The sequence below is a fragment of the Weizmannia acidilactici genome (assembly GCF_008974225.1).
GTDB classification, from domain to species: Bacteria; Bacillota; Bacilli; order Bacillales; family Bacillaceae_C; genus Weizmannia; species Weizmannia acidilactici.
The window spans coordinates 1-20,580 of record NZ_BKZR01000053.1 but is presented as its reverse complement, the minus strand read 5'-3'; the positions used below and the strand labels follow the sequence as shown (position 1 = coordinate 20,580).

General features: G+C 46.8%; 18 protein-coding genes and 1 pseudogene. 6 read left to right on the top strand and 13 right to left on the bottom strand.

Annotated elements, in window-relative coordinates:
* Positions 1 to 304 precede the first annotated feature (304 nt).
* Entirely contained in the window at positions 305 to 451 is a 147-nt protein-coding gene (locus tag GBH70_RS14835) for a small acid-soluble spore protein P (RefSeq protein WP_151681753.1), read from the top strand.
* Between the two features lie 126 nt (positions 452 to 577).
* On the top strand, positions 578 to 829 hold the full coding sequence (locus tag GBH70_RS14830) for a GlsB/YeaQ/YmgE family stress response membrane protein (RefSeq protein ID WP_151681752.1): 252 nt from the start codon (positions 578 to 580) through the stop codon (positions 827 to 829).
* Positions 830 to 858: 29 nt separating this feature from the next.
* On the opposite strand, the gene GBH70_RS14825 is transcribed toward GBH70_RS14830, so the two are convergent.
* From GBH70_RS14825 to GBH70_RS14810, 4 genes are all read right to left on the bottom strand, one after another.
* Positions 859 to 1,467 carry a lytic transglycosylase domain-containing protein gene (locus GBH70_RS14825; protein ID WP_151681755.1) on the bottom strand — a complete coding sequence of 203 codons (609 nt, stop codon included), beginning with the start codon at positions 1,465 to 1,467 and terminating at the stop codon, positions 859 to 861.
* 100 nt (positions 1,468 to 1,567) lie between these two features.
* Positions 1,568 to 3,187 (bottom strand): long-chain fatty acid--CoA ligase, encoded by a 1,620-nt coding sequence (locus GBH70_RS14820; protein WP_151681751.1) that lies wholly within the window; start codon positions 3,185 to 3,187, stop codon positions 1,568 to 1,570.
* Positions 3,188 to 3,227: 40 nt separating this feature from the next.
* Positions 3,228 to 3,905: an LrgB family protein gene (locus tag GBH70_RS14815; RefSeq protein ID WP_151681750.1), complete on the bottom strand. Its 678-nt coding sequence runs from the start codon at positions 3,903 to 3,905 to the stop codon at positions 3,228 to 3,230.
* Positions 3,877 to 4,269, bottom strand: coding sequence for a CidA/LrgA family protein (locus tag GBH70_RS14810; protein WP_151681749.1), 393 nt, complete (start codon positions 4,267 to 4,269; stop codon positions 3,877 to 3,879). The genes GBH70_RS14815 and GBH70_RS14810 overlap by 29 nt, the downstream gene beginning before the upstream one ends.
* 169 nt (positions 4,270 to 4,438) lie before the next feature.
* Between GBH70_RS14810 and GBH70_RS14805 the strand changes: the two genes are divergently transcribed.
* Positions 4,439 to 4,714 (top strand): alpha/beta-type small acid-soluble spore protein, encoded by a 276-nt coding sequence (locus tag GBH70_RS14805; protein ID WP_151681748.1) that lies wholly within the window; start codon positions 4,439 to 4,441, stop codon positions 4,712 to 4,714.
* 51 nt (positions 4,715 to 4,765) lie between these two features.
* Here GBH70_RS14805 and GBH70_RS14800 read toward each other — a convergent pair whose 3' ends face one another.
* Positions 4,766 to 6,976 (bottom strand): alpha-galactosidase, encoded by a 2,211-nt coding sequence (locus GBH70_RS14800; protein WP_151681747.1) that lies wholly within the window; start codon positions 6,974 to 6,976, stop codon positions 4,766 to 4,768.
* 275 nt (positions 6,977 to 7,251) lie between these two features.
* Between GBH70_RS14800 and GBH70_RS17705 the strand changes: the two genes are divergently transcribed.
* On the top strand, positions 7,252 to 7,377 hold the full coding sequence (locus tag GBH70_RS17705) for a DUF485 domain-containing protein (RefSeq protein ID WP_308697080.1): 126 nt from the start codon (positions 7,252 to 7,254) through the stop codon (positions 7,375 to 7,377).
* A gap of 139 nt (positions 7,378 to 7,516) precedes the next feature.
* Positions 7,517 to 8,307: pseudogene (locus GBH70_RS14790) on the top strand (solute symporter family protein).
* Between the two features lie 38 nt (positions 8,308 to 8,345).
* On the opposite strand, the gene GBH70_RS14785 reads toward GBH70_RS14790, so the two are convergent.
* The 4 genes from GBH70_RS14785 to GBH70_RS14770 all read right to left on the bottom strand — a co-directional run bounded on the left by GBH70_RS14785 (position 8,346) and on the right by GBH70_RS14770 (position 13,769).
* Positions 8,346 to 9,086, bottom strand: a complete 741-nt coding sequence (locus GBH70_RS14785; RefSeq protein WP_151681754.1) for an NAD-dependent deacylase — start codon at positions 9,084 to 9,086, stop codon at positions 8,346 to 8,348.
* 156 nt (positions 9,087 to 9,242) lie between these two features.
* Positions 9,243 to 11,261: an ABC transporter ATP-binding protein gene (locus GBH70_RS14780; protein ID WP_151681746.1), complete on the bottom strand. Its 2,019-nt coding sequence runs from the start codon at positions 11,259 to 11,261 to the stop codon at positions 9,243 to 9,245.
* Positions 11,261 to 13,015: an ABC transporter ATP-binding protein gene (locus GBH70_RS14775; RefSeq protein WP_151681745.1), complete on the bottom strand. Its 1,755-nt coding sequence runs from the start codon at positions 13,013 to 13,015 to the stop codon at positions 11,261 to 11,263. Before GBH70_RS14775 ends, GBH70_RS14780 begins: the two co-directional genes overlap by 1 nt.
* A 439-nt stretch (positions 13,016 to 13,454) precedes the next feature.
* Complete coding sequence (locus GBH70_RS14770) at positions 13,455 to 13,769, bottom strand: iron-sulfur cluster assembly accessory protein (RefSeq protein ID WP_151681744.1); 315 nt, start codon at positions 13,767 to 13,769, stop codon at positions 13,455 to 13,457.
* A gap of 205 nt (positions 13,770 to 13,974) precedes the next feature.
* Between GBH70_RS14770 and GBH70_RS14765 the strand changes: the two genes are divergently transcribed.
* On the top strand, positions 13,975 to 15,330 hold the full coding sequence (locus tag GBH70_RS14765; protein ID WP_151681743.1) for an MFS transporter: 1,356 nt from the start codon (positions 13,975 to 13,977) through the stop codon (positions 15,328 to 15,330).
* Positions 15,331 to 15,502: 172 nt separating this feature from the next.
* On the opposite strand, the gene GBH70_RS14760 is transcribed toward GBH70_RS14765, so the two are convergent.
* From GBH70_RS14760 to GBH70_RS14745, 4 genes are all read right to left on the bottom strand, one after another.
* A complete protein-coding gene (locus tag GBH70_RS14760; RefSeq protein WP_151681742.1) occupies positions 15,503 to 16,324 on the bottom strand; it encodes a hypothetical protein in 822 nt (273 codons plus the stop codon).
* Between the two features lie 135 nt (positions 16,325 to 16,459).
* Positions 16,460 to 16,645 carry a hypothetical protein gene (locus GBH70_RS17025; RefSeq protein WP_151681741.1) on the bottom strand — a complete coding sequence of 62 codons (186 nt, stop codon included), beginning with the start codon at positions 16,643 to 16,645 and terminating at the stop codon, positions 16,460 to 16,462.
* Positions 16,646 to 16,810: 165 nt separating this feature from the next.
* A complete protein-coding gene (locus GBH70_RS14750) occupies positions 16,811 to 18,220 on the bottom strand; it encodes an amino acid permease (protein WP_151681740.1) in 1,410 nt (469 codons plus the stop codon).
* Positions 18,221 to 18,568: 348 nt separating this feature from the next.
* Entirely contained in the window at positions 18,569 to 20,476 is a 1,908-nt protein-coding gene (locus GBH70_RS14745; RefSeq protein WP_151681739.1) for a S53 family peptidase, read from the bottom strand.
* Positions 20,477 to 20,580 lie beyond the last annotated feature (104 nt).

The window sequence follows — 20,580 nt, the reverse complement described above, 5'->3', positions numbered from 1 at the left end:
AAGCATATCCGGCCTCCACCTCATGGATACGCAGGACGGAGGAATGTGTGGGCCCCAAATCTTGGGAGATGTAGGAGGGTGAGCGACCGTGAGTTGTGTGGAGTATTTACGCACGGTTATATTCTTTTGATTACCAAATATAACCAATTTGGTTGTTAGGATGGGATTCATCATGTAAGAAAATTCTGTCTATATCCATTTAAAGGTGTGAAAACTATTTAGGTGTGAATCAAATACCTATGAAATTTTGAGAATGAGTGAGATATCAAGAGATAATTGTACTATATTGAAGGAGGGATGGAATTTGACAAACAAAAACGACAGCAACGATATGCACAGAAACCAGCCGAAAGTAAACAACGGCGGGCAGCCAGAACCCTTAAGCGGGTCAAAAAAAGTAAAAAACCGCAACCATACGAGGCAAAAACATAACGCAGGACACGATATGTAAGACTTCAAGCAGGCAGGGACTGGCCCCGCCTTCACCGGTGCACGCAAAAATGTGTAAATTTTAGACGTTTTTGAATACTGTCCTTTATGTTTAGCCCCATATAGAAAGAATAGGAGGAATGGTAAAATGTCGTTTATCTTATATTTAATCATAGGTGGGATTATTGGATGGCTTGCAGGCCTCATTTTAGGCAGGGATATCCCGGGCGGTATCATCGGCAATATTATTGCGGGAATCATCGGCGCATGGCTCGGGGGCGCAATTTTCGGGAATTTCGGCCCGGCCGTTGCAGGTATGGCGATTATTCCAGCTCTGATCGGCGCCATCATACTTGTTTTTGTATTGAGCTTTATTTTAAGAACTGCCAGAAAAGCATAATGGAAAAGGGCGGACGGTCCCGCCCTTTTTTACCGGTTTACTTCCTGCGCGCCTTCTTTTTTATACAGGCGGACATAATACATCACTTCGGATACATATTTGTTGCTGTGGTTGTAGGAGTAGACGGCTTTTTCAATCTGGCCGTCCGCCGCGCCATTTTTCGCAAGGTAATTTGCCGCGCTAAAGATGGCGTCTTTATCGTCAAACGGGTCCGCCTTCCCGTCCCCGTCCGCATCGATGCCGTATCCCCCGTACTTTTTGATTACAGCCGGGTCCGTTTTTTCCTTTTCGGGGATATTCCCTTTTCCAAGCCCGCTGCATGACGGGTGCTTCCATCCGACAAAAGTGCACGGCATAAATTGCATCGGCCCCTCTGCCCCGGCCGGTGAAACCATTGGCTTCAATGTTGAAAATCTCGTTTCAACCCGGTGATGGGCAGCAAGCACATACCAGGGAACCCCGTAAACTTTTTGTGCTTCCAAGTATATTGCCATATATTTTTTCGGTATGTAGGAGTTGTATTTTTTCTCTATTTTTTCTTCATGGGAAATCAAGTAATAGCCGATGACCAACACCGGGATCAATAGGATGATGAATGTTTTGCGCCGGTTCTGTTTCCTCTTGGATGATTTTGGCATTTCCGTATAAGTCCTTTCTCGTTTCCCTTTCACATCTTTCCTTTATATCATACCGAATGTAAAAGCCGAAATCCACGGGAAGATTCCGGCTTTTGCCCTTCTATTGGGCGCTCGCATAATGGTTCTGCAACTGTTCGCGCAACGCCCGCTTTAAAAATTTGCCGACCGAGGTTTTTGGGATCTCTTTTACGAATATAATGTCATCCGGGATCCACCACGAGGCAAACTGCTTTTTCAAATAATCTTTCAACACTTGGGCGGTGACTTTATTTTCATAGCCGTTTTTTAAAACGACGCAGCCGAGCGGGCGTTCCTGCCATAACGGATGTGGGACAGCAATGACCGCCGCTTCGAACACTGCTTCATGGGACATGAGAGCGTTTTCGAGTTCAACGGAAGAAATCCATTCACCTCCGCTTTTTATCAAGTCTTTTGTTCGATCGGTAATTTTTAAGTAGCCTTCTTCGTCGATAACCGCAATATCCCCGGTAAATAACCAACCATTTTTAAAGGCTTCATGCCTACTGTTGTCACGGTAATATTCATCCGCAATCCAAGGGCCCCTAACGGTAAGTTCGCCCATCGTTTTCCCGTCCCATGGCACTTCCCCTTTTTCATTTACGACTTTTACTTCAACCCCGGGAACCGGCAGGCCTGTTTTTCCCCTCGTTTCAATAATTTGGTCCAGCGTATCATCTTTCATGCTGCTTTTTAAGGATGCAACGGAGACAATCGGAGAAGTTTCCGTCATCCCGTATCCGGTCATAAACGGCACTTTGTATGTTTCCTCGTAAGCGCGGATCAGCCCTTTTGGTGATGCTGCTCCCCCGCTGACAATGAGACGCAGGCTGCTGATATCGTATTGTTTTTCCTGTAACACTTTCAGCATGCCGATCCATATCGTCGGGACGCCAGCCGTAATTGTCACTTTTTCTTTTTCAATCAGTCCAGCCAGCAGCTCCGGTGTAAAAGACGGGCCGGGAAGCACCTGTGTTGCGCCGAACCAGGCGGCGGCATACGGCAGACCCCATGCATTCACATGAAACATCGGGACGACCGGCATCGCCACATCTTGTTCGCAAACACCAAGATTATCCGCAAGGCCTAGCGCCATGCTGTGAAGGTAAAGGCCGCGGTGGGAATAGACAACACCTTTCGGGTAACCGGTAGTTGCCGAAGTATAACACATGGCAGCAGGCGCATTTTCATCGAGGCCATGCAAAAACGGGTAATCTTCATCTCCTTCATTCAAAATTGCTTCATAAGAAGATACAGGGTAAAGCGTTGTTTCCGGAAGCGTTTTGCTATCGCTCATGATAACGAAATGCTCCACCGTCTTCAGCCTGTCACAGATTTTTTCAATGAGAGGAACGAGATCAACATCCACTAAAAGAATTTTATCTTCCGCATGGTTGATGACATAAGCAAGATGGTCTTCCGACAACCGGATATTCACCATATGCAGGACAGCCCCACGGCACGGCACTGCAAAATACGCTTCTAAATGGCGGTGGTGGTTCCAGGCAAAAGACCCGATCCTGTCGCCTTTTTTCATGCCAAGCTTTTCCAAGGCGCTGGCAAGCCGGCGCGTCCGCTTGGCAATCTCGGCATACGGTATCCGCTGTATGCCGGTGTGCGTCCGCGACACCACCAGTTTCCTCGGAAAGTAGCGCTCAGCCCTCTCTATTAAGGAAGAGAGCAAAAGCGGCGTGTTCATCATATGCATCTACCCCACTTTTGTAAAAATATATTCATCCCGCTTAAAAAAACCACGGGAGGATAAAAGAAGTCAAAATCGCGGTTAAACCCATTGCAACACCCGACACGGCCCCCTGCAGGTCGCCTTCCTTAACGGCTTCACCGGTGCCGATGCCGTGGGAAATGGTTCCAAGCGCAAGCCCCCTGGAGATCGGGTCATCAATTTTGGCCCATGTCAATAGTTTCAAACCGAACATTGCCCCGAGCATACCTGTAATCATAACAAAACCGGCGACAAGCACCTGGTTTCCACCGATGATTTTTGCCACTTCGCTCGCTACCGGAACCGTGATCGATTTAACCGCAAGAGAAGCAAAAATATAATTGGACAGTCGGAACACTTTCGCGAGGATCAACGCAATCCCGACGGTGAGCACACTGCCTGAAAGCATGCCGCCCAATACCGGCATCGAATAGTGGAGCAGGATGGCCTTGTTTTTATAAAGCGGCACGGCAAGCGCGACCGTAGCCGGGCCGAGAAAATAAGTCATCAGTCCTTTTGCGGGTAGATATTCTTTGTAAGGGACATGGCTGGCCAACAGGATGAGTATCACGGCAACTGTGCTGAAAAAAACAGGTGTTGTAAACGGGGACGGGTATTTTTTCGATAACCGTAAAGACAACAAATAGACAAACACGGTCACGAAAATGCTATAAAGAGTGGCTATGCTGCTGCTCATGGCTTTCCTCACGGCTCCTTGCCAAAAATTGTGCGGAAATCCCCGTCCCCAAAATGCCGGCTGCCGCACTGACAGCCAAGATCAGAAACAACACAAGCCCCTCATGGATAAAAACGGTACCGAGCGTCATCAGCCCGACAGAGATCGGGATAAAAAAGAATGATAAATGCTTTAATATCCAGGTGGCGCCCATATCTATCCACTGCAATTTCAATATGCCTGTTGCAAGCAATAGAAAAAGCAGCAGCATGCCGAACACATTCCCCGGTATCGGCAAATGCAGCATTTTAACCGCTTCCAGCCCGATTTCGTATATCACCCAGAGCAAACCGATCTGCAATGCACCGAAAAAAGCCTTTTTCATGTTGCATACTCCCTTTGAGTTTACTGTATTATTACAGTTTATATTATACAAATATTCGATATAAGTTTTAAATATCCTTTAAGATTTTTGCAAAAAATATAGACTTTTCCGCGGGAGCATTCGGAATGAAAACCGCACTCGTTTCACATATTAAAAAAGAGGTGATACGATACCTAGAAGAAAAAGAAAGCCGCTCGTTGCAGGATCCAGGAATGCGCTCGACCGCTTTAAAGCGGATGTTATGGCAAAACAGGGGTTCCATACCGATGCGGACCAGCCGGACGACGTAAAATTTGTAGTAGCGGATGTCCAGGGGATTCCACTCCAAAAAGGCTACAACGGAAGATTAACCGCCGAACAGGTCGGCAAAATCGAGGGGCCGATCGGCGGGAGCATGGTGAAAGAATTGGTCCGCTTGGCGCAGGAACAATTGAAAAAAAGGTAAAAACGGGAAAAGGGTTACCCTTGCCCGTTTTTATTGATATATACCATATATTTATCCGTCTTTTTCGGCAGCACGGATGCAATACAAGGATGATACAAAATCACCTTTGGTTTCTATTTTATCAAGGAGGAGGCCAACTTGCATCAATTCATCGCCATAAACCGGTTCGCCGTATCCATCCACCGCATACAGCATCCCCGGATCAAGCCCCGCAAGCCGGATGCGTGAAAAAGGCGGATTCGGCTGTGCCAGTACCCGGTAATATCCCACGACCGCTTCCTTTTGGTCCGAGGATACGGCCATCCAGGCAGCTTCATTGGAGGGGAACGGGCTTAACAAACGGTAAAAGCGGCCGAATCGGAACAGGGCACGTTTTGCTTTGAAAAAAGCGATCTGTTTTTTTATGGCGGTTTTTTCTTCAACGGTTAAAGACGTAAGATCGAGTTCATAGCCGAAGGCGCCGAAATAAGCGGCATTTGCCCGTGTTTCAAGCGGCGTGATCCTTCCTGTTTGATGGTTCGGCACAGCGGATACATGGCTGCCGATGGAGGAAAGCGGATAAACGAGTGATGCTCCATATTGGATTTTCAATCTTTCGACCGCATCCGTGTCATCACTCGCCCAAGTCTGCGGCGCATAATACAGCATGCCCGGATCGAACCGCCCTCCCCCGCTTGCGCATGATTCAAAAAGTATATTTGGAAAATGTGAAATTAATTTTTCGTATAGCTTATACACCCCGAGAATATAACGGTGGAAAATTTCCCCCTGCCTGCTTTTCGGCCATGCTTTTGAAAATACTTCCGTCATATTCCGGTTCATGTCCCATTTGATATAAGAAATTTTCGATTCCCGGATTGTTCTGCTCATCGCTTCAAAAACATAATCCACGACCTCGTCCCGGGTAAAGTCCAACACATATTGGTTCCGTCCGTGCGACATCGGCCTGCCTGGAACTGAGATGACCCAATCCGGGTGCTTCCGGTACAAATTGGAATCTTTGTTCACCATCTCCGGTTCGAACCAAAGGCCGAATTTCATACCGAGCGCCTCGATTTTTTCCGACAACCCTTTGATTCCGCCCGGTAGTTTTTCAAGGTTCGGCTCCCAGTCCCCGAGGGAGCTTTTGTCATTGTCCCGCCTGCCGAACCAGCCGTCATCAAGCACAAACAGCTCAATCCCTAATTTTTTTGATTCCATTGCAAGCGTCAAAATCTTTTCTTCAGTAAAACGGAAGTAGGTTGCTTCCCAATTATTGAATAAAACCGGACGTGGTTTATCCCGCCAAATGCCGCGGACAAGACGGGTGCGGTACAGTTCATGGTACGTTTGGCTCATACCATTCAGGCCCCGGACGGAATAGACGATCACACACTCCGGCGTTGTAAAAGTTTCGCCCGGATTCAGTTTCCACTTAAACTGGAACGGATGAATACCTATCATGATACGTGTCACGTGAAAGTTATCGACTTCAACTTGGGCAAGAAAATTTCCGCTGTACACAAGACTGAAGCCGTATACTTCCCCGCTTCCTTCTGTCGCATCCGGCCTTTTCAGCGCAAGAAAAGGGTTGAACTGGTGGCTGCTTGCCCCTCTTGCGCTGTATACAGATTGGATTCCCCTCCCCAGCGGCTTTGCCTGCACATCCATCTCGCGCGCCCATGCCCCGGCAAGTGTAACCATTTCAAAATCGGAATCAGGAAAATCAATGCTTGCGCTCATCGCTGCATTTAAATAAAAACGTTCCCCGCCTTTATTTGAAAAAACCGCATGACGGGTAATAGCGTCCCAGCCGTTAAAAATGGTATAAAATAAAATCAGCTCCCCCCCAAGCACATCGTCAAACAAATAAATTTCAAGCGTTTCCGCCTCATGGATGTTTTCTGTATAGGTTGCCGGCAGTCCTTCAAGTTTCGGCTTGCCTTTACGGATCGAATACCCCCGGTAACGGAAATCAGAAATGGTGCTCCCCATTTTGTCCCTGATTTCATATGCAGGCATACGGAAATCTGTTGTGCCGTAAGCAGGGTATTCTTGTTTGATGTATTCGAGGGATGTCGTATAGCTGCCTTCAATGCGGTTCGTCGAAGCACTGTGCCTTCTTCTTTCCTTTAAATGTTGGAAAGACGGGCGGTGGCGGATTTTTTTCCCGAAATATAAGTGCTCCAGCTGCCCGCTCTCGCTGATGACGCCAAAAATATAACTGATCCCATTATTCTGCAGATGAAATTCCTGCGTTTTTTCATTTACAAAAATCGGCATTCTGCACCTCTCATTCGTTTTTTTCATTTATACGCGTATAAACGGCATTGCAATCATATTTTTTCTTCCACAAATCATTCTTTTCGTAAACTATTCTGTGGTCGCATTTTATTTTTTTAATTATCTAAAAATAACATTGCAATTTTGTGAACAATCCGTTACGATTAGGGGAAATTCCATCAAAAAGAGTCGCATTTATGGAGAAATTGGTACGCAATCATTCGTCAAATGTGGATTTTGAACAGATTGCATCAAGTCCCAAACTCTAAAAGCTGATGGCAGAGAAAAAGAAATTTATAGTACCGCTTACCGCCTTCTTTCTTGTTTTTTATTTCTCCCTTCCCGTTTTAACCTCATATTCTAAAGTGTTGAACCGTCCGTATGCCGGTGATATTACATGAACCTGGGTATTTGCAATTTCTCAATTTGTGATGACTTGGATCTTATGTACCGTATACGTCAGAAAACCGCTTTTTTGACCATTGACCGGCTGGCGCAGGATGTCCTTGATAAGCATATGCAAAAGGGGGATAAAGTTGTATGAATGAAATCGTTATCATTATTGTTGCCTTGACGCTCGTCATCACTTACTACGCCACAAAACACACGAAAACCGCTAACGAATTTTACACGGCGGGCGGGGGCTTAAGTGGCTGGCAAAACGGCATGGCGATTGCCGGCAATTATTTATCCGCGGCTTCTTTCCTCGGCATTTCCGGAATGATTGCTTTAAACGGGATTGACGGATTTTTCTACAGCTTCGGTTATCTTGTCGCTTATCACGTTGTGCTGTAGTTTGCAACCATTTTGGCGGTGGTCTCCGGCCTTGTGCTTTCCGGTGCATCAGCATTTGTGCATGATATTTACGGCCAAATTGTTAAAAAAGGACAGGTGTCTGAGAAACAGCAGATGCTTGCGGCCCGTTATGCTTCCATCGGTGTTGCGGTATTTTCGTTGCTCGCATTGTTTGCGCAGGAAATGAACGTAGCTTTTCTCGTTACGCTTGCCTTTTGCGTGGCGGAGAGCGCAAATTTGCCGGTCATGATTTATACGATTTATTGGAAAAATTTAATACCGCAGGCGCGATCACAGGTATGCTTTGCGGCCTGATCTCTTCACTTGTACTGGTGGCGGTCAGCCCGAATGTGTTTTTCCCTGTTGAAGGGGCGGCCATTTTTCCGTGAACCCGCTCATCACGCTGACCAATCCGGCGATTTTTTCCGTTCCGATCGGATTTATCGGCTCCTATATTGGCTGTTGCTTCCAATAAACAGGATGCAAAACGGTTCGCGGAAGTAACGGTAAAAGCCAACACCGGATTTAAAGAGTAAGCAAAAGCCCCCGCTGTAATACGCGGGGGGTAAATTTTTTAAACAAACCGGTTTACCGTTTCAAGCAGTTCACCGATTTTCCAGTTCCTTATCACCAAATCCGCCGCATAATCCAGTTCCGTCGGTTCCATGTTGACAATAACCAGCTTCGCGCCGTTTTTCTTTGCGGCAAGCGGAAACTGGTTGGCCGGCGTCACTGAAAGCGAGGAACCGAGCACGATAAAGAGGTCGGCCTGTTCCGTTTCTTCGCTTGCCTTGTAAAACGCATCAAACGGCAGGCTCTCGCCGAATAGAACGACGGAAGGCCGGATCAATCCGCCGCAAGCGCACTTGTAATCACCTTTCAGAAAGGCCGTATCCGGATACTCCTTGCCGCAGCGGTTGCAATGGCATTTTCTCAAAGTGCCGTGCAATTCGATGACATTGCTGCTGCCGGCATCCTGGTGCAGTCCGTCAACATTTTGCGTAATAATGGATGAAATCAGCCCCTGTTTTTCCCAAACGGCTAAAATGGTATGGCCGGCATGGGGCTCCACTTGCTGCTGGCTTTTCATCCGCTCGTAATAAAAATCAATAAAACTTTGCACGTTTTCATTCATCGCCGATACGCTTGCAACCGTTTCAGGATGCACTTTTTTCCATAACCCCTTTGTGGATGAACGGAAATCAGGAAGCCCGCTTTCCGTCGACATTCCGGCACCTGTAAAGACGGTCGTGTGCTTCGCCGCAACCAGGCTTTGGCTCAGTTCATGGATCACATAGCTTTCTTCATCTTCCATAATTGGCAAACGATCACTTCCCTTCTTCATCATATTTCCCTTCCCGGACGATATGAAGTTTCTTCTATATTCTATTTTACCAAAAACGGCAAAAAGGGAATAAACATTTACCTATTCACAAGGCGCACCACCGGCATTTACGGTGCGCCCTGCCCATTAACCTGCTTCTTCCGCCCGGTTTCCGTGCTGCATCTGATACATTTGGTAATACTTACCTTTTCTTCCCATCAGTTCCTCGTGGTTTCCCCGTTCAACAATCCGGCCGCGGTCCAGCACCAAAATCTGGTCCGCATTTTTGATTGTGGACAATCGGTGGGCGATGATGAAAGTTGTGCGCCCTTTTTTCAGCACATCCATTGCTTCCTGTATTAGCGTTTCAGTTTCCGTATCAATATTTGAAGTTGCCTCATCCAGTATTAAAATGGCAGGGTCAAAAGCGAGCGCGCGCGCAAAAGAAATCAATTGGCGCTGGCCGGAAGAAAGGGTGCTTCCCTTTTCGATCACCGGCTCATCCAGCCCTTTTTCAAGATTCCCAAGCACTTTATCGGCGCCGACTGCTTTTAAAACAGCGGCTGCTTTTTCCCGTGTAATGCGCGGATCGCCAAGACTCACGTTCGAATAAATGGTGCCTGTAAACAAGTACGGGTCCTGAAGCACAATCGCCATATGTTCGCGCACAGTCTGCCGGGGAAGCGACCGGATATCGGTGCCGTCAATGCGGATTTCGCCTTTCGTACAGTCATAAAACCGGAACAGCACATTCATGATCGAGCTTTTTCCGGAACCGGTATGACCGACAAGCGCAACTGTTTCGCCCGGTTTTGCTTCAAAATCGATGTCCTTTAGCACGTATTCATTTTCTTTGTAGGCAAAGTATACATGGTCAAAAACGACATGGCCTTTAAAGCGCGGCACTGCTTCGCTGCTAACATCTTCTCCTTTTTCGCCCAGCAGTTTAAAAACCCGTTCGCCGGAAACAATTGCCTGCTCCAAATTACCAAACTGGTTTACAATATTGCTGATCGGGTTAAACAACCGGTTAATATAATCCACATACGCATACAGCAGGCCGACCGATAGCCCCGAAACAAGCCCTGAAGCCGCATCGTGCCCGAAATACCAGAGGAACGAGACGAGCACCAAGTTTTTCAAAATACCGGTTAAGTTATGGGACGACAAGGAATTCAAAACAAGCAATTTTTTTTGGTAGCGGAAATGCGTCCCATTCAGTTTTTCAAAAGCATTCTTCGTTTGTTTTTCGCGGCGGAAAGCCTGGATAACCGGCATCCCCTGAATCGATTCATTGATCATCGCGTTCATTTCGCTTACTTTGGAACGGATCATGTAATTATATTTTTGTGCAAACTTTCTGTACCCCCGCATCCAAATGAACAAAACCGGGATTAAAACCGTGCAGATCATCGCGAGCCTCCAATCAAGTAAAAACATCGCAATATAGATACCAATGATATAAATGGCGCCGCTGAAAAAATTCGACAGCACGGCCACATACAGCTCATGGATGGCTTCCGTATCATTCGTAATGCGCGAAACGATTTTTCCGGCCGGCGAATTGTCAAAAAACTGGATCGGCAGCTTTTGCAGATGGCTGAACACATCGTTGCGCATTTTCTGGATGATCCGGTTTGCCGCTTTTTGCAGATAAAAATACTGTGCAAACTGACCGAGGCCCGACACAATGTAGAGGGCAAAATATAGGACTAGTAGGTTGATAATATATGGGACTTCCGGACTGTAAAAACGCAGCACTTCCGAATAAGACAACCGTACAGCCGGATAGGTTGTTGTTTTCCCGTTATAGGTGACATAGACTTTTCCGTTCCGGATTGAATGCTTTCCGTCGGTTTCCACTTTTCCTTCCGCGAAGTAAAAGTTTTTGCCAACCTGTACGATTGAAACCTTTTTCCCTTTTTTCTCCTCTTCAGACGCATATGCTAACCGTTTATAATAACGGCTTCCGTAGGCTACGGCCTGCGGTGACTTGGCCGTTTCCACCCACTCGCTTTCAATCCCGGTAATATGGTGGTCGATCATATTTTTTGAAACGATCGGACTAAGCACATCAGCACCAACCGCCACCATCAGCGCCGCCAAAGCGGTAATAATGATGCCTTTAAACGTTAGCGCATATTGGATAAGACGTTTGGCAGCCACTATGCTTTCACCTCCTCGTGCGACGCAATGACCTGCTGGCGCATGTACTGCTCATAATACCAGCCGCGTCTTTCAAGCAATTGTTCATGCGTGCCTTCTTCCGCTATCCGGCCCCCGTCCAAGACGATAATCCATTGCGCATGTTCGATTGCCGACAGCCGGTGTGTCGCGATGATGGTCGTTTTATTTTGCCGTTCTTTCCGGATGTTCGCAATGATAGCCGATTCCGTTTTCGCGTCAACTGCAGAAAGGGCATCATCGAGGATTAAAATTTCCGGGTTTTTTATCAGTGCCCGGGCGATCGAAATCCGCTGCTTCTGGCCGCCGGATAACACCACGCCTTTTTCGCCGACAAGCGTATCCAATCCGTTTGGTAACATCCCGATATCTTTTTCAAGAGCGGTAATCCGGATCACTTTCTGTAGTTCTTCTTCCGATGACGTGTCTACGCCGAAAAGAATGTTTTCTTTTACCGTCCGGGAAAACAGGATATGATCCTGCGGCACATATCCGATCCAGCTACGGACTTTCCCTTTTTCCAGTTCCTCGATTGGCGTCCCGGAAACCGAAAGCACCCCGCTCCCAAGCGGATATTCGCGCAACAACTGTTTAATCAGCGTCGTTTTGCCGCTTCCGGTTTTCCCGACAATCCCGATGGTGTCGCCTTTATGGATATGCAAATGGATGTCCCGCAAATTCTTATTACGGGACTGCGGATATTGGAATGAAAAATTCCGGAAGTCGATCTCATCCGGGTTTTCAACGGTTTTCGGCACATCCGGATCTTTCACATCTTCCTCGTACCGCAATGTTTCCTGCACGCGGTCGAGTGAGGCATTGCCGCGCTGCATAACATTCATCAGCTCGCCGATCGCAAACATCGGCCATGTCAGCATCCCCAAATACACATTAAAGGAGACGAGATTCCCAAGGGTGATTTGCTGCCGGAAGACCAAATATGTGCCGTATGCAAGACCAATTGTATAACTCAGCCCGGTAATGATTTTCGTGAGCGGATTAAAAAGCGCATCGATTTTTTCAACCGCGATGTTTTTGTGATAAACGTCTTCTGTCATCATCCGGAATTTCGCTTCATCCGCCTGTTCCTGATGATAGGCACGGATGACGCGGACGCCCGCCACCGACTCCAGCACGCGGTCATTTAAGTCCCCGAATGCATCCTGGGCAACCGTAAAACGCTTATGGATTTTTTCGCCCAGCACTTTGATGCCTGCCGCAAGAAAAGGGAGCGGCAATACGGAAACGAGCGTTAATTTCCAAGATACAAGCAAGCCCATCGTAATGATGATCGTTAGCATATACATTGTCGAATCGACAAGCGTTAGGATACCGAAGCCCGCCGTCTGCGATACCGCGCGCAGATCGTTCGTGGCACGCGCCATCAAGTCCCCCGTCCGGTTTTTCTCAAAAAAAGGGGGCGCCATCTTCAAAAAATGGTTCATCAGCCGGGAACGCAGCGTTTTTTCCACGATAAACGCACCGCCGAACAAATTGTACTGCCATATGTACGTCAGCCCGTACAGCGCAGCCGCAATGGCCAGCATTCCGGCAATATAATAGGTAAAAATTTGCGCCGTCATCCCCCCGTTAAAAATCTTATCGATGGAATCGCCAACAATCATCGGCGGAACGACTTCCAACAAATTCACGATGCAGAGCGCAAGAACCGCAATCGTATATCTTTTCCAGTATGTTTTAAAAAACCAGCGCAATTTCCCCAGTACGCTAAACAAACCGTCGTCCTCCTTCCGAATTTTCTTCTATCCGCTCTCTTTCTCAGCAAAATTGAAAAGCCAAACCATTCTTTTCCTCATTTCCTCTCCTTCTCTTTTGCCGGATAATATGAGAACAGCCTGATCAGCTGAATTCCTTTAAAAATGCAAAAAAGCACAGCACGCTCTTTATGACGAGCAATACTATGCTTTCATAAAAATGCGCAAGGCGACGCACATAACATGCCATGCGGCTTTCTTGCAACTTAAAGCCCGGTCAGGCAGAAACCGCAAAGGCTGCGTGCATATGGAATTGTGCAAATTTTTGCGGGTTTTGCATTCTTCTCATCGCACGCAGCCTCCTTTCCGTACTTTATTTTAGTAGCCATATTGTAGCACGCCTGCCGGAATCCGTCAATGGATTTTTGGGAAAATTTTCATCTTTGTAATGTTTCTCAAATTAATGATGATGGTGATGACCGTGCTCGCGCTCAATCCTCGGATTCGTGATGACAAACTCTTCCTGCGGGACATAAAAATATTGGATCCAGATGCCGTCCAGAAACGATTCGCGGGAATCAAGGAGAATATCAATATCCTTGTCTGTTTTCACAATTTCGTCATGCTCCCCCGGCGTATCGAACATAATGCCGTAATGGGCATGATCGCCATGCATATGGGTTACATAAACACGGATCATTCTCCCTTCCGCCTCTTCCGAGTTCAGCATATTCTTTAACACTTTTGCTGCGTTGCGATTGATTTTTACTTTCATCTTCCAACCTCAATTCTATCGATTTTGCTTCTTTATTATGCCAGAAAAAGCGCCAATCTCAAAATGGGATGCATTCTTCACCATCTTAATATTTGCATATCCAAAATATTTGTAGTATCATATTCCTGTTTTTATAAGAATGAAAAAGATTGAAATGGATAGCCTGTCGGAAAGGTTTCCTATTACGAGTGAGGCGAATGAACGTATGGCTTTATCTAAAAGAACAGTATTTTTAACGGCAATTGCATCCGGAACGATGTTGAACCCGCTGAACTCATCGATGATTTCGCTCGCCCTCCACAGCATCCAGAAAGACTTCCATTTAAGTTTTCCAACGGTGTCATGGCTGATTTCATCCTTTTATTTGGCAAGTGCAGTCGCACAGCCTGTGACGGGGAAAATCGGCGATATGATTGGGTGTAAAAAAATATTTCTCGCAGGGCTTTTGCTCGTTGCGGTTTCGGCATTCGGAGCACCGCTTGCCCCGGCATTTTTCGTGCTGCTTGTGATGCGCTTGTTCCAGTCCATCGGTTCAAGCGCGATTTATCCTTCAGGGGTGGCGCTGATCCGCAAGCACATTCACGAAAACCAGGCTTCCGCTTTGGCGGTGCTGTCGATTTTCGCTTCTGCCATGACTGCGCTCGGCCCGACAGTCGGCGGCCTTTTGATTGGTATCGGGGGCTGGCCGTCCATCTTTCTTGTGAATTTCCCTTTTATCGCGGTCAGCTTGTTGCTCGGCTGGTTTATGATTCCGAAAGACCTGGCAAAAAAAGGTGCCACATTGAAAAACGTGACCCACCAGCTGGACTGGGCGGGCATCTTCCTGTTTGCAACCGGGCTAGTCCTGCTGTTATATTTTCTATTAACACTTGAAACAGCGGTGCGATGGTGGGCGGCAATTTCCGGCACCGTTTTGCTGGCTTTGTTCATTTTGTATGAATTGAAGTCGAAAACGCCTTTTATCGATGTCCGCTTTTTGGCCCGTCATCCTTCTTTAACAATTGTGTATGTCCAGTTTATCGTACTGAATTTATTTAACTACTGCTTATTTTTCGGGCTGCCGAGCTTTTTCCAGGACGGGCTGCATTTTAGCGTGCATACGAGCGGCTTAATGATGCTGTTTATGTCGGGTGCAAGCATTCTCGTTTCCCTCGCATCCGGTAAATGGATAGACGCTGTCGGTACAGCCGGCCCGATCCGAATTGGCGCCCTCACCATGATTGCCGGTTCCGTATTAATGGCGCTTTTCTTTGTCAACGCACCGGTTTGGCTCATGGGCATTATCCTGTTTATTCTCGGCATCGGATACGGCATCGGCAATGTTGCCCTCCAGGCCGCAATGCTTGAAGAATCCCCGGAAAATATGGTCGGCACCAGTTCCGGCCTTTTTCAGACATGCCGGTACTTAGGTTCGATCCTTTCTTCGGTCGTGCTGGGGATTGTGTTTGCCAGCCAAATTACACCGGCAAAGTTCCTGCTGCTTGGCATTATTCTGATCGCCGTCAGTGTGGCTTCGTTTTTGATCAGCATCAAGCCGAAGCGGGCAGGGGCAGCCGCTTAAAAGTGACCTTCCCATGCCGGGATAATATGATGATCGCGAAATTTACCCGTTTTCACACATGTTGCAAGCTATTTATGCAAATGTTCATAAATTTCACAATCAGCAAAAAATTACGCAATTTGAAAAGGGGTGTCCCTTGCCGGTTACCGGTTTATCGGGCAGCCCCTTTTTATTATGTACGCCTTCCCTTCAACAAGCATAAGGCCATCCCCGCAAACAGCCAAAGCAGCGAGAAAAGGATTGCGACGCTTGAAAATGCAATGATATACAAATTATAAGCCGCAATTTTGGCGATAAGATCATCCGTATGAAAACCAAATACAAAGGAAAGCAGATTCAGTAATACGATTACTCCGAAAATTGTCACGCACCCGTTGAAAGCACCTTTTAAATCTGCCGCGCTTAACGCAATATGCGAAGAAATGCATACGGCAAGCAAACAGTAGAGCCAAAAACGTGGGTTGGCGAAGTTTTCTGTTGTGAACAAATGTTGTGTGACTGCGGCGATGGACCCGCCCAACAAAGCAAGGGAACAGCCGCCGCTCTTATCTTCGCGGACCATGGCATATACGGCATCAACAAAAGGCACGTATGATTCCGGCACTAAAATATGCATCCCGAGAGTCAAATTTAAAATCCCCATAAACACAGGCGCCGTTCCGATAAAAAAATTTCCAACTTTTTGGTAAATGCTATTTGGATTGTATTGGTGGCTGACATACCCAAGCGTCCCATCCCCGCTGTTCAGCTGCAGCCATCTGATCTCCGTAATGCGGTGCCCGAATACAATGCACATGAGGGCGTGGCTGAGTTCATGGGCGGGCGTGCCGAGCCATGCTGTTGCGGCTATGCCCTTCCAGCCGAACGCACGGAACCAAACTTGTACCGTCCATTTTTCAAGAAACCCGAGCATAAACCCGACCAAAATAATGATCCCCAGAAGATTTACCAATTCAACCAGGCTGAGCAGTAAAAGATGCAGAATGGTTTGCAATACATCACCCCGTTTCCTAGCATTTTAATGCTGTAACACCTTGAAGTCAAGAAATCCTTTTTATCCGTTGTTTGAATTGTTTTTTCAATTAATAACAAACCAGGCGGGCTCATGGATTTTGAAAAGAAGTTTGTGTTAGGAATTTTTCAAGGGGACTGCAGCTCTTTCTCCTGCTGTTTCTACTTTTCGCCGATTTTCGAATCTTTCCGCTGATTTTTTGGACATGTCCGCTGATTTTTCCGGAGTTTCCACTGATTCTGCAAAACAGGTCGGGAAATTGGTCACAGATTGTGAACTACTCCGAAATTCACGTTCTTTCACGCGAGCCGCAAGCCTCCTTGTGTAATGCCTCAGCACGATCCCGCCCCGGCCTGCTTTTCCCGCAGAAATCTCTCGTAAAATTTGCTATCACCAATTGCAATGCATTTTAAAAGGGGTGCCCTTGCCAATTTGCCGGCTTGGGACAACCCCTTTTTTTATAGAACATTATTTTAACTCGTTCAGTAAATTTTTGCTTTGCTTTTTAGCCGGTTCTTCCGCAACTGAAGCCGCGTGTCCGACGCCAAACACGTAATAGCCGGCGACAACAACACCGAGAAATACGATTCCGGCGATCAAGGAAACTTTTGTTTCAGGGTTAAACCACATGCCGATTAATACCATAAGAAGAAAAGCAATCGTGAAATAGTTGGAAACCGGTGCAAACGGCATTTTGAAAGGATGATCCGCCATTTTGGCCGTTTTAATTTTCCTGAAACGGATTTGGCTGATTAAAATGACGAACCACGGCACCATACCCGGAAGCACGCTTGCGCTGTATACATATACAAATAAGTTTTTCGGCGCGATATAACTTAAAACGACGCCGATCAAAAGGCCAGCGAGAACTCCAACCGTCCCCAGAAGCGGAACCCCATTCCGGGAAACTTTCGTGAAAATTTTCGGAGCCTGGCCGTTCACCCCGAGCGTATATAGCATGCGCCCCGCACTATAAATCCCGCTGTTGCAGCCGGATAAAGCCGCTGTAATAATAACAAAGTTAATCAAGCCGGCCGCAGCTGTAATCCCGATTTTAGCAAAAGTCGCCACGAACGGGCTGCCAATTGAATTGAGTTCATTCCACGGATAAACAGTGACAATAACAAAAATCGCGCCAATATAGAAAATCAACACGCGCCATATGATGTTTTGGATGGCGCTCGTCAAAGTTTTCCGCGGATCCTTCGCTTCGCCAGCCGTAATCCCGATTAGTTCGACTCCCTGATAAGCTCCGATGACCAAAGATAATGCAAAGAAGAATCCTTTTGCTCCGCCTGTAAAGAAACCGCCGTGCTGCCAAAGATTGGAGAATCCAACGGCATGCCCCCCGTTACCGAATCCGAAGAAGATAATGCCGAGGCCGGCGACAATCATGAGAACAATGGTAACCACTTTGATCATGGCAAACCAAAACTCAAACTCGCCAAACGATTTTACGGAAACTAAATTGGCGGTGCCGAGAATCACCATCGCAATGAATCCCGGAATCCATGCCGGCAAATGCGGAAACCAGAACTGCATGTAGGAACCAACAGCAATAATTTCCGACATGCCGACAACGACCCACTGAAACCAGTTGCTCCAGGCTGTTATAAAGCCTGCAAGCGGATGGATATATTTATGGCCGAAAGTGGCAAATGACCCTGTACTCGGCTCAACGTATATCATTTCACCCATGGCGCGCATGATAAAAAAAATAAAAATGCCGGCAATGGCGTATGCCAAAAGAACTGACGGGCCGGTCCACTTGATCGTGCTTGCCGAGCCCATAAACAACCCGACGCCGATCGTGCCGCCGATCGCAATCATTTGGATATGGCGCGCCCGCAAGCCTCTGTTTAATTCTTTTATTTCCATGCCTTTCACTCCAGCTACAATCTTGATCGTGATATGGTTTGCTGCATTCATGAATACACCAATCTACCAAAAATTCTTAAAACATATAAAATACCTTTATCAGTTTTTGTAACAAGTTACTATTTCATTTTAGTATGTTTTCTCTAAAAAAACAATTGTTTGTATCGAAAAAACAAATATTTTATTATTTTATAATAATACCTTTTTTAAAAATAGATAAAAAACGAGGATAATGTTGGCCAAGTTATCCCTCACTCGCTGCTAATGGAAGATGCGCTATGTCCGCTTCTATTTTTATACAAAAATAGAAAAAGACCGTTCCAAACTTCTGGAACAGTCATCTAAACTTTATTTCAATTTTTTCGCAAGTGCGAAAATGTCCGGTGTCCCAAGCCCTGTAGCCTGGTTGTAAACTGTTCCCGGCGTTCCGGTGTAAAAACCGTTGTCATTTGTCGCACCTCTATCGTTTAGCGGGTGCAGCGGCGAATCTTTCTGGACGGCAAAACGATAAAGCTGCGGGTTCCAGAAACCTGCTTGCGAACCATTTGCACTGTTGATCAAAGCGGAAAGGCCGCAAAGCTGCGGAGAAACAAAGCTTGTCCCGCCGTAAGTGGCATAACCCGCATATGCTCCCGGTTCCCCCGGATCGCTGAAATATACAAGATAACCAGTGTACGGGTCGGCGTTCATGCTGATATCCGGCAAGTTCCGCCCTGTTCCGGTGCCTTTTACAATCGTCGGCGTTTCGTCACGGGTAAGGGAAGATTCGTCGCTGTTCGGCGTCCATTGTTTTACGCCTGTAAACGTATTGACACCCGGCACTTTCTGCTGGTAATACGGCGTCGCAAACACTTTGCTGAAACCGCCGCCGCCCCCTGCAAGGTACCGGCTTGCCCATGAATCAACATTATTGAAGCCGCGTGCATCAAAATAGTCATAGAGATAATCCCAGCCCCATGCACGTTCTTTGCTGTTGGTGACATCAATATTATACGTATTGGAATGGAACGTAAACGGCAATGTTGTTCCACCCGCTGCCGTAATGTACGGGCTGTCCGCCGGTGTGTCGACAGACAAGGATGATGCACCTGTAACGCCTGACGTTAAACCGAATTCCTTTACCGCATCATACGCCCCTTCATCCCCTGAAGCGGCGAACATGCTGATACCCTGGGCGGCAGCCTGCATAAACAACTGGTTAAACACTTCTTCATATGCAGGTGATTCTTCTTCCAATTGCACCAAATAATTTACAGCCATTTCGCTTTCGCCCCAGCTGACGGAAATTTGCTGTGCTTTATTTTCATCGATGGCTGCGGCAAATGCATCGGCAAAACCAGTATCCGTGTTTGGCCCAATATATACGCGGATATCGGCTTGCGGTGCCAAAGCACCCGACTGCTCAACATCGAGCGTCGTTTCATCATATCCGTCCCAACCTGAACCGCCGTCCACATTCACTTTTGTAATCCGGTCATTTTTCACAGAAATTCCCTGCTGTTGCCAAAAGCTGTAAGCATCTTCCGTATTAAAGTCGGCAAGGGTCACAATGCCGATCGTTTGGCCATCCCCGGCAGCGCCTTTGTCGTAAAGCGGCTGGACATGATATTGTTTTATGAGATCGTTTGGCGTTAAGTTCAGCGGGCCGGTTGGAACACTTTCACCTTTACTTAACGGAACCCTTTTCACTACATGAGAACTGAAATTCGAATAATTGGACAACCCTAAAATGCAGAGCAGGTCATGCCCGATGCTTGCCGGAACTCGCGGTTTGTCTTTTGTTCCATGGAAAGTTTTTCCTTTATATTTTTCTTTTTTCAATTGAACCGAAAATGCCTTGTTAAATTGGCCGGCCGTCCCGTTGGCTTTAATGATTAAGTGATTCGGCTCAACGCTTGTTGCAATACCATAACTTTTTAAATAATCCGTTACTTTTTTAATTACTTGCGGTTTGGCGCCATATGATTTACTAAAATCGGAAACTGATAAATAATCTCTATAATTCTTGTTTCCCGGTGTCGTCGTTTCCTTGATGAATTGCGCCAGCTTGTCCTTATTTTGGATTTTCATGACCAAATCGACTGAAACTTGGGTATCCCCCGGCAAATCCCCAAAAATTTTTGCGTCTTTCGGGCTCCCCGCCTGCTGGACGTTTACAGTGCTGTTTGTCTGCGCATGCGTAACAGGCGGAACTGCGCCGAAAAGCAGCAACGAACTGACGGCAATACACCCTGCAATTTTTCTCCACCTTTTCATCCCTATTCGCCTTCTCCCTATGGTATATTATTACAATTTGGATTATACGCTTCCATTAGAATTTTAACAATAAACTTTCATTTGAAAATATTATATTTTTCCAC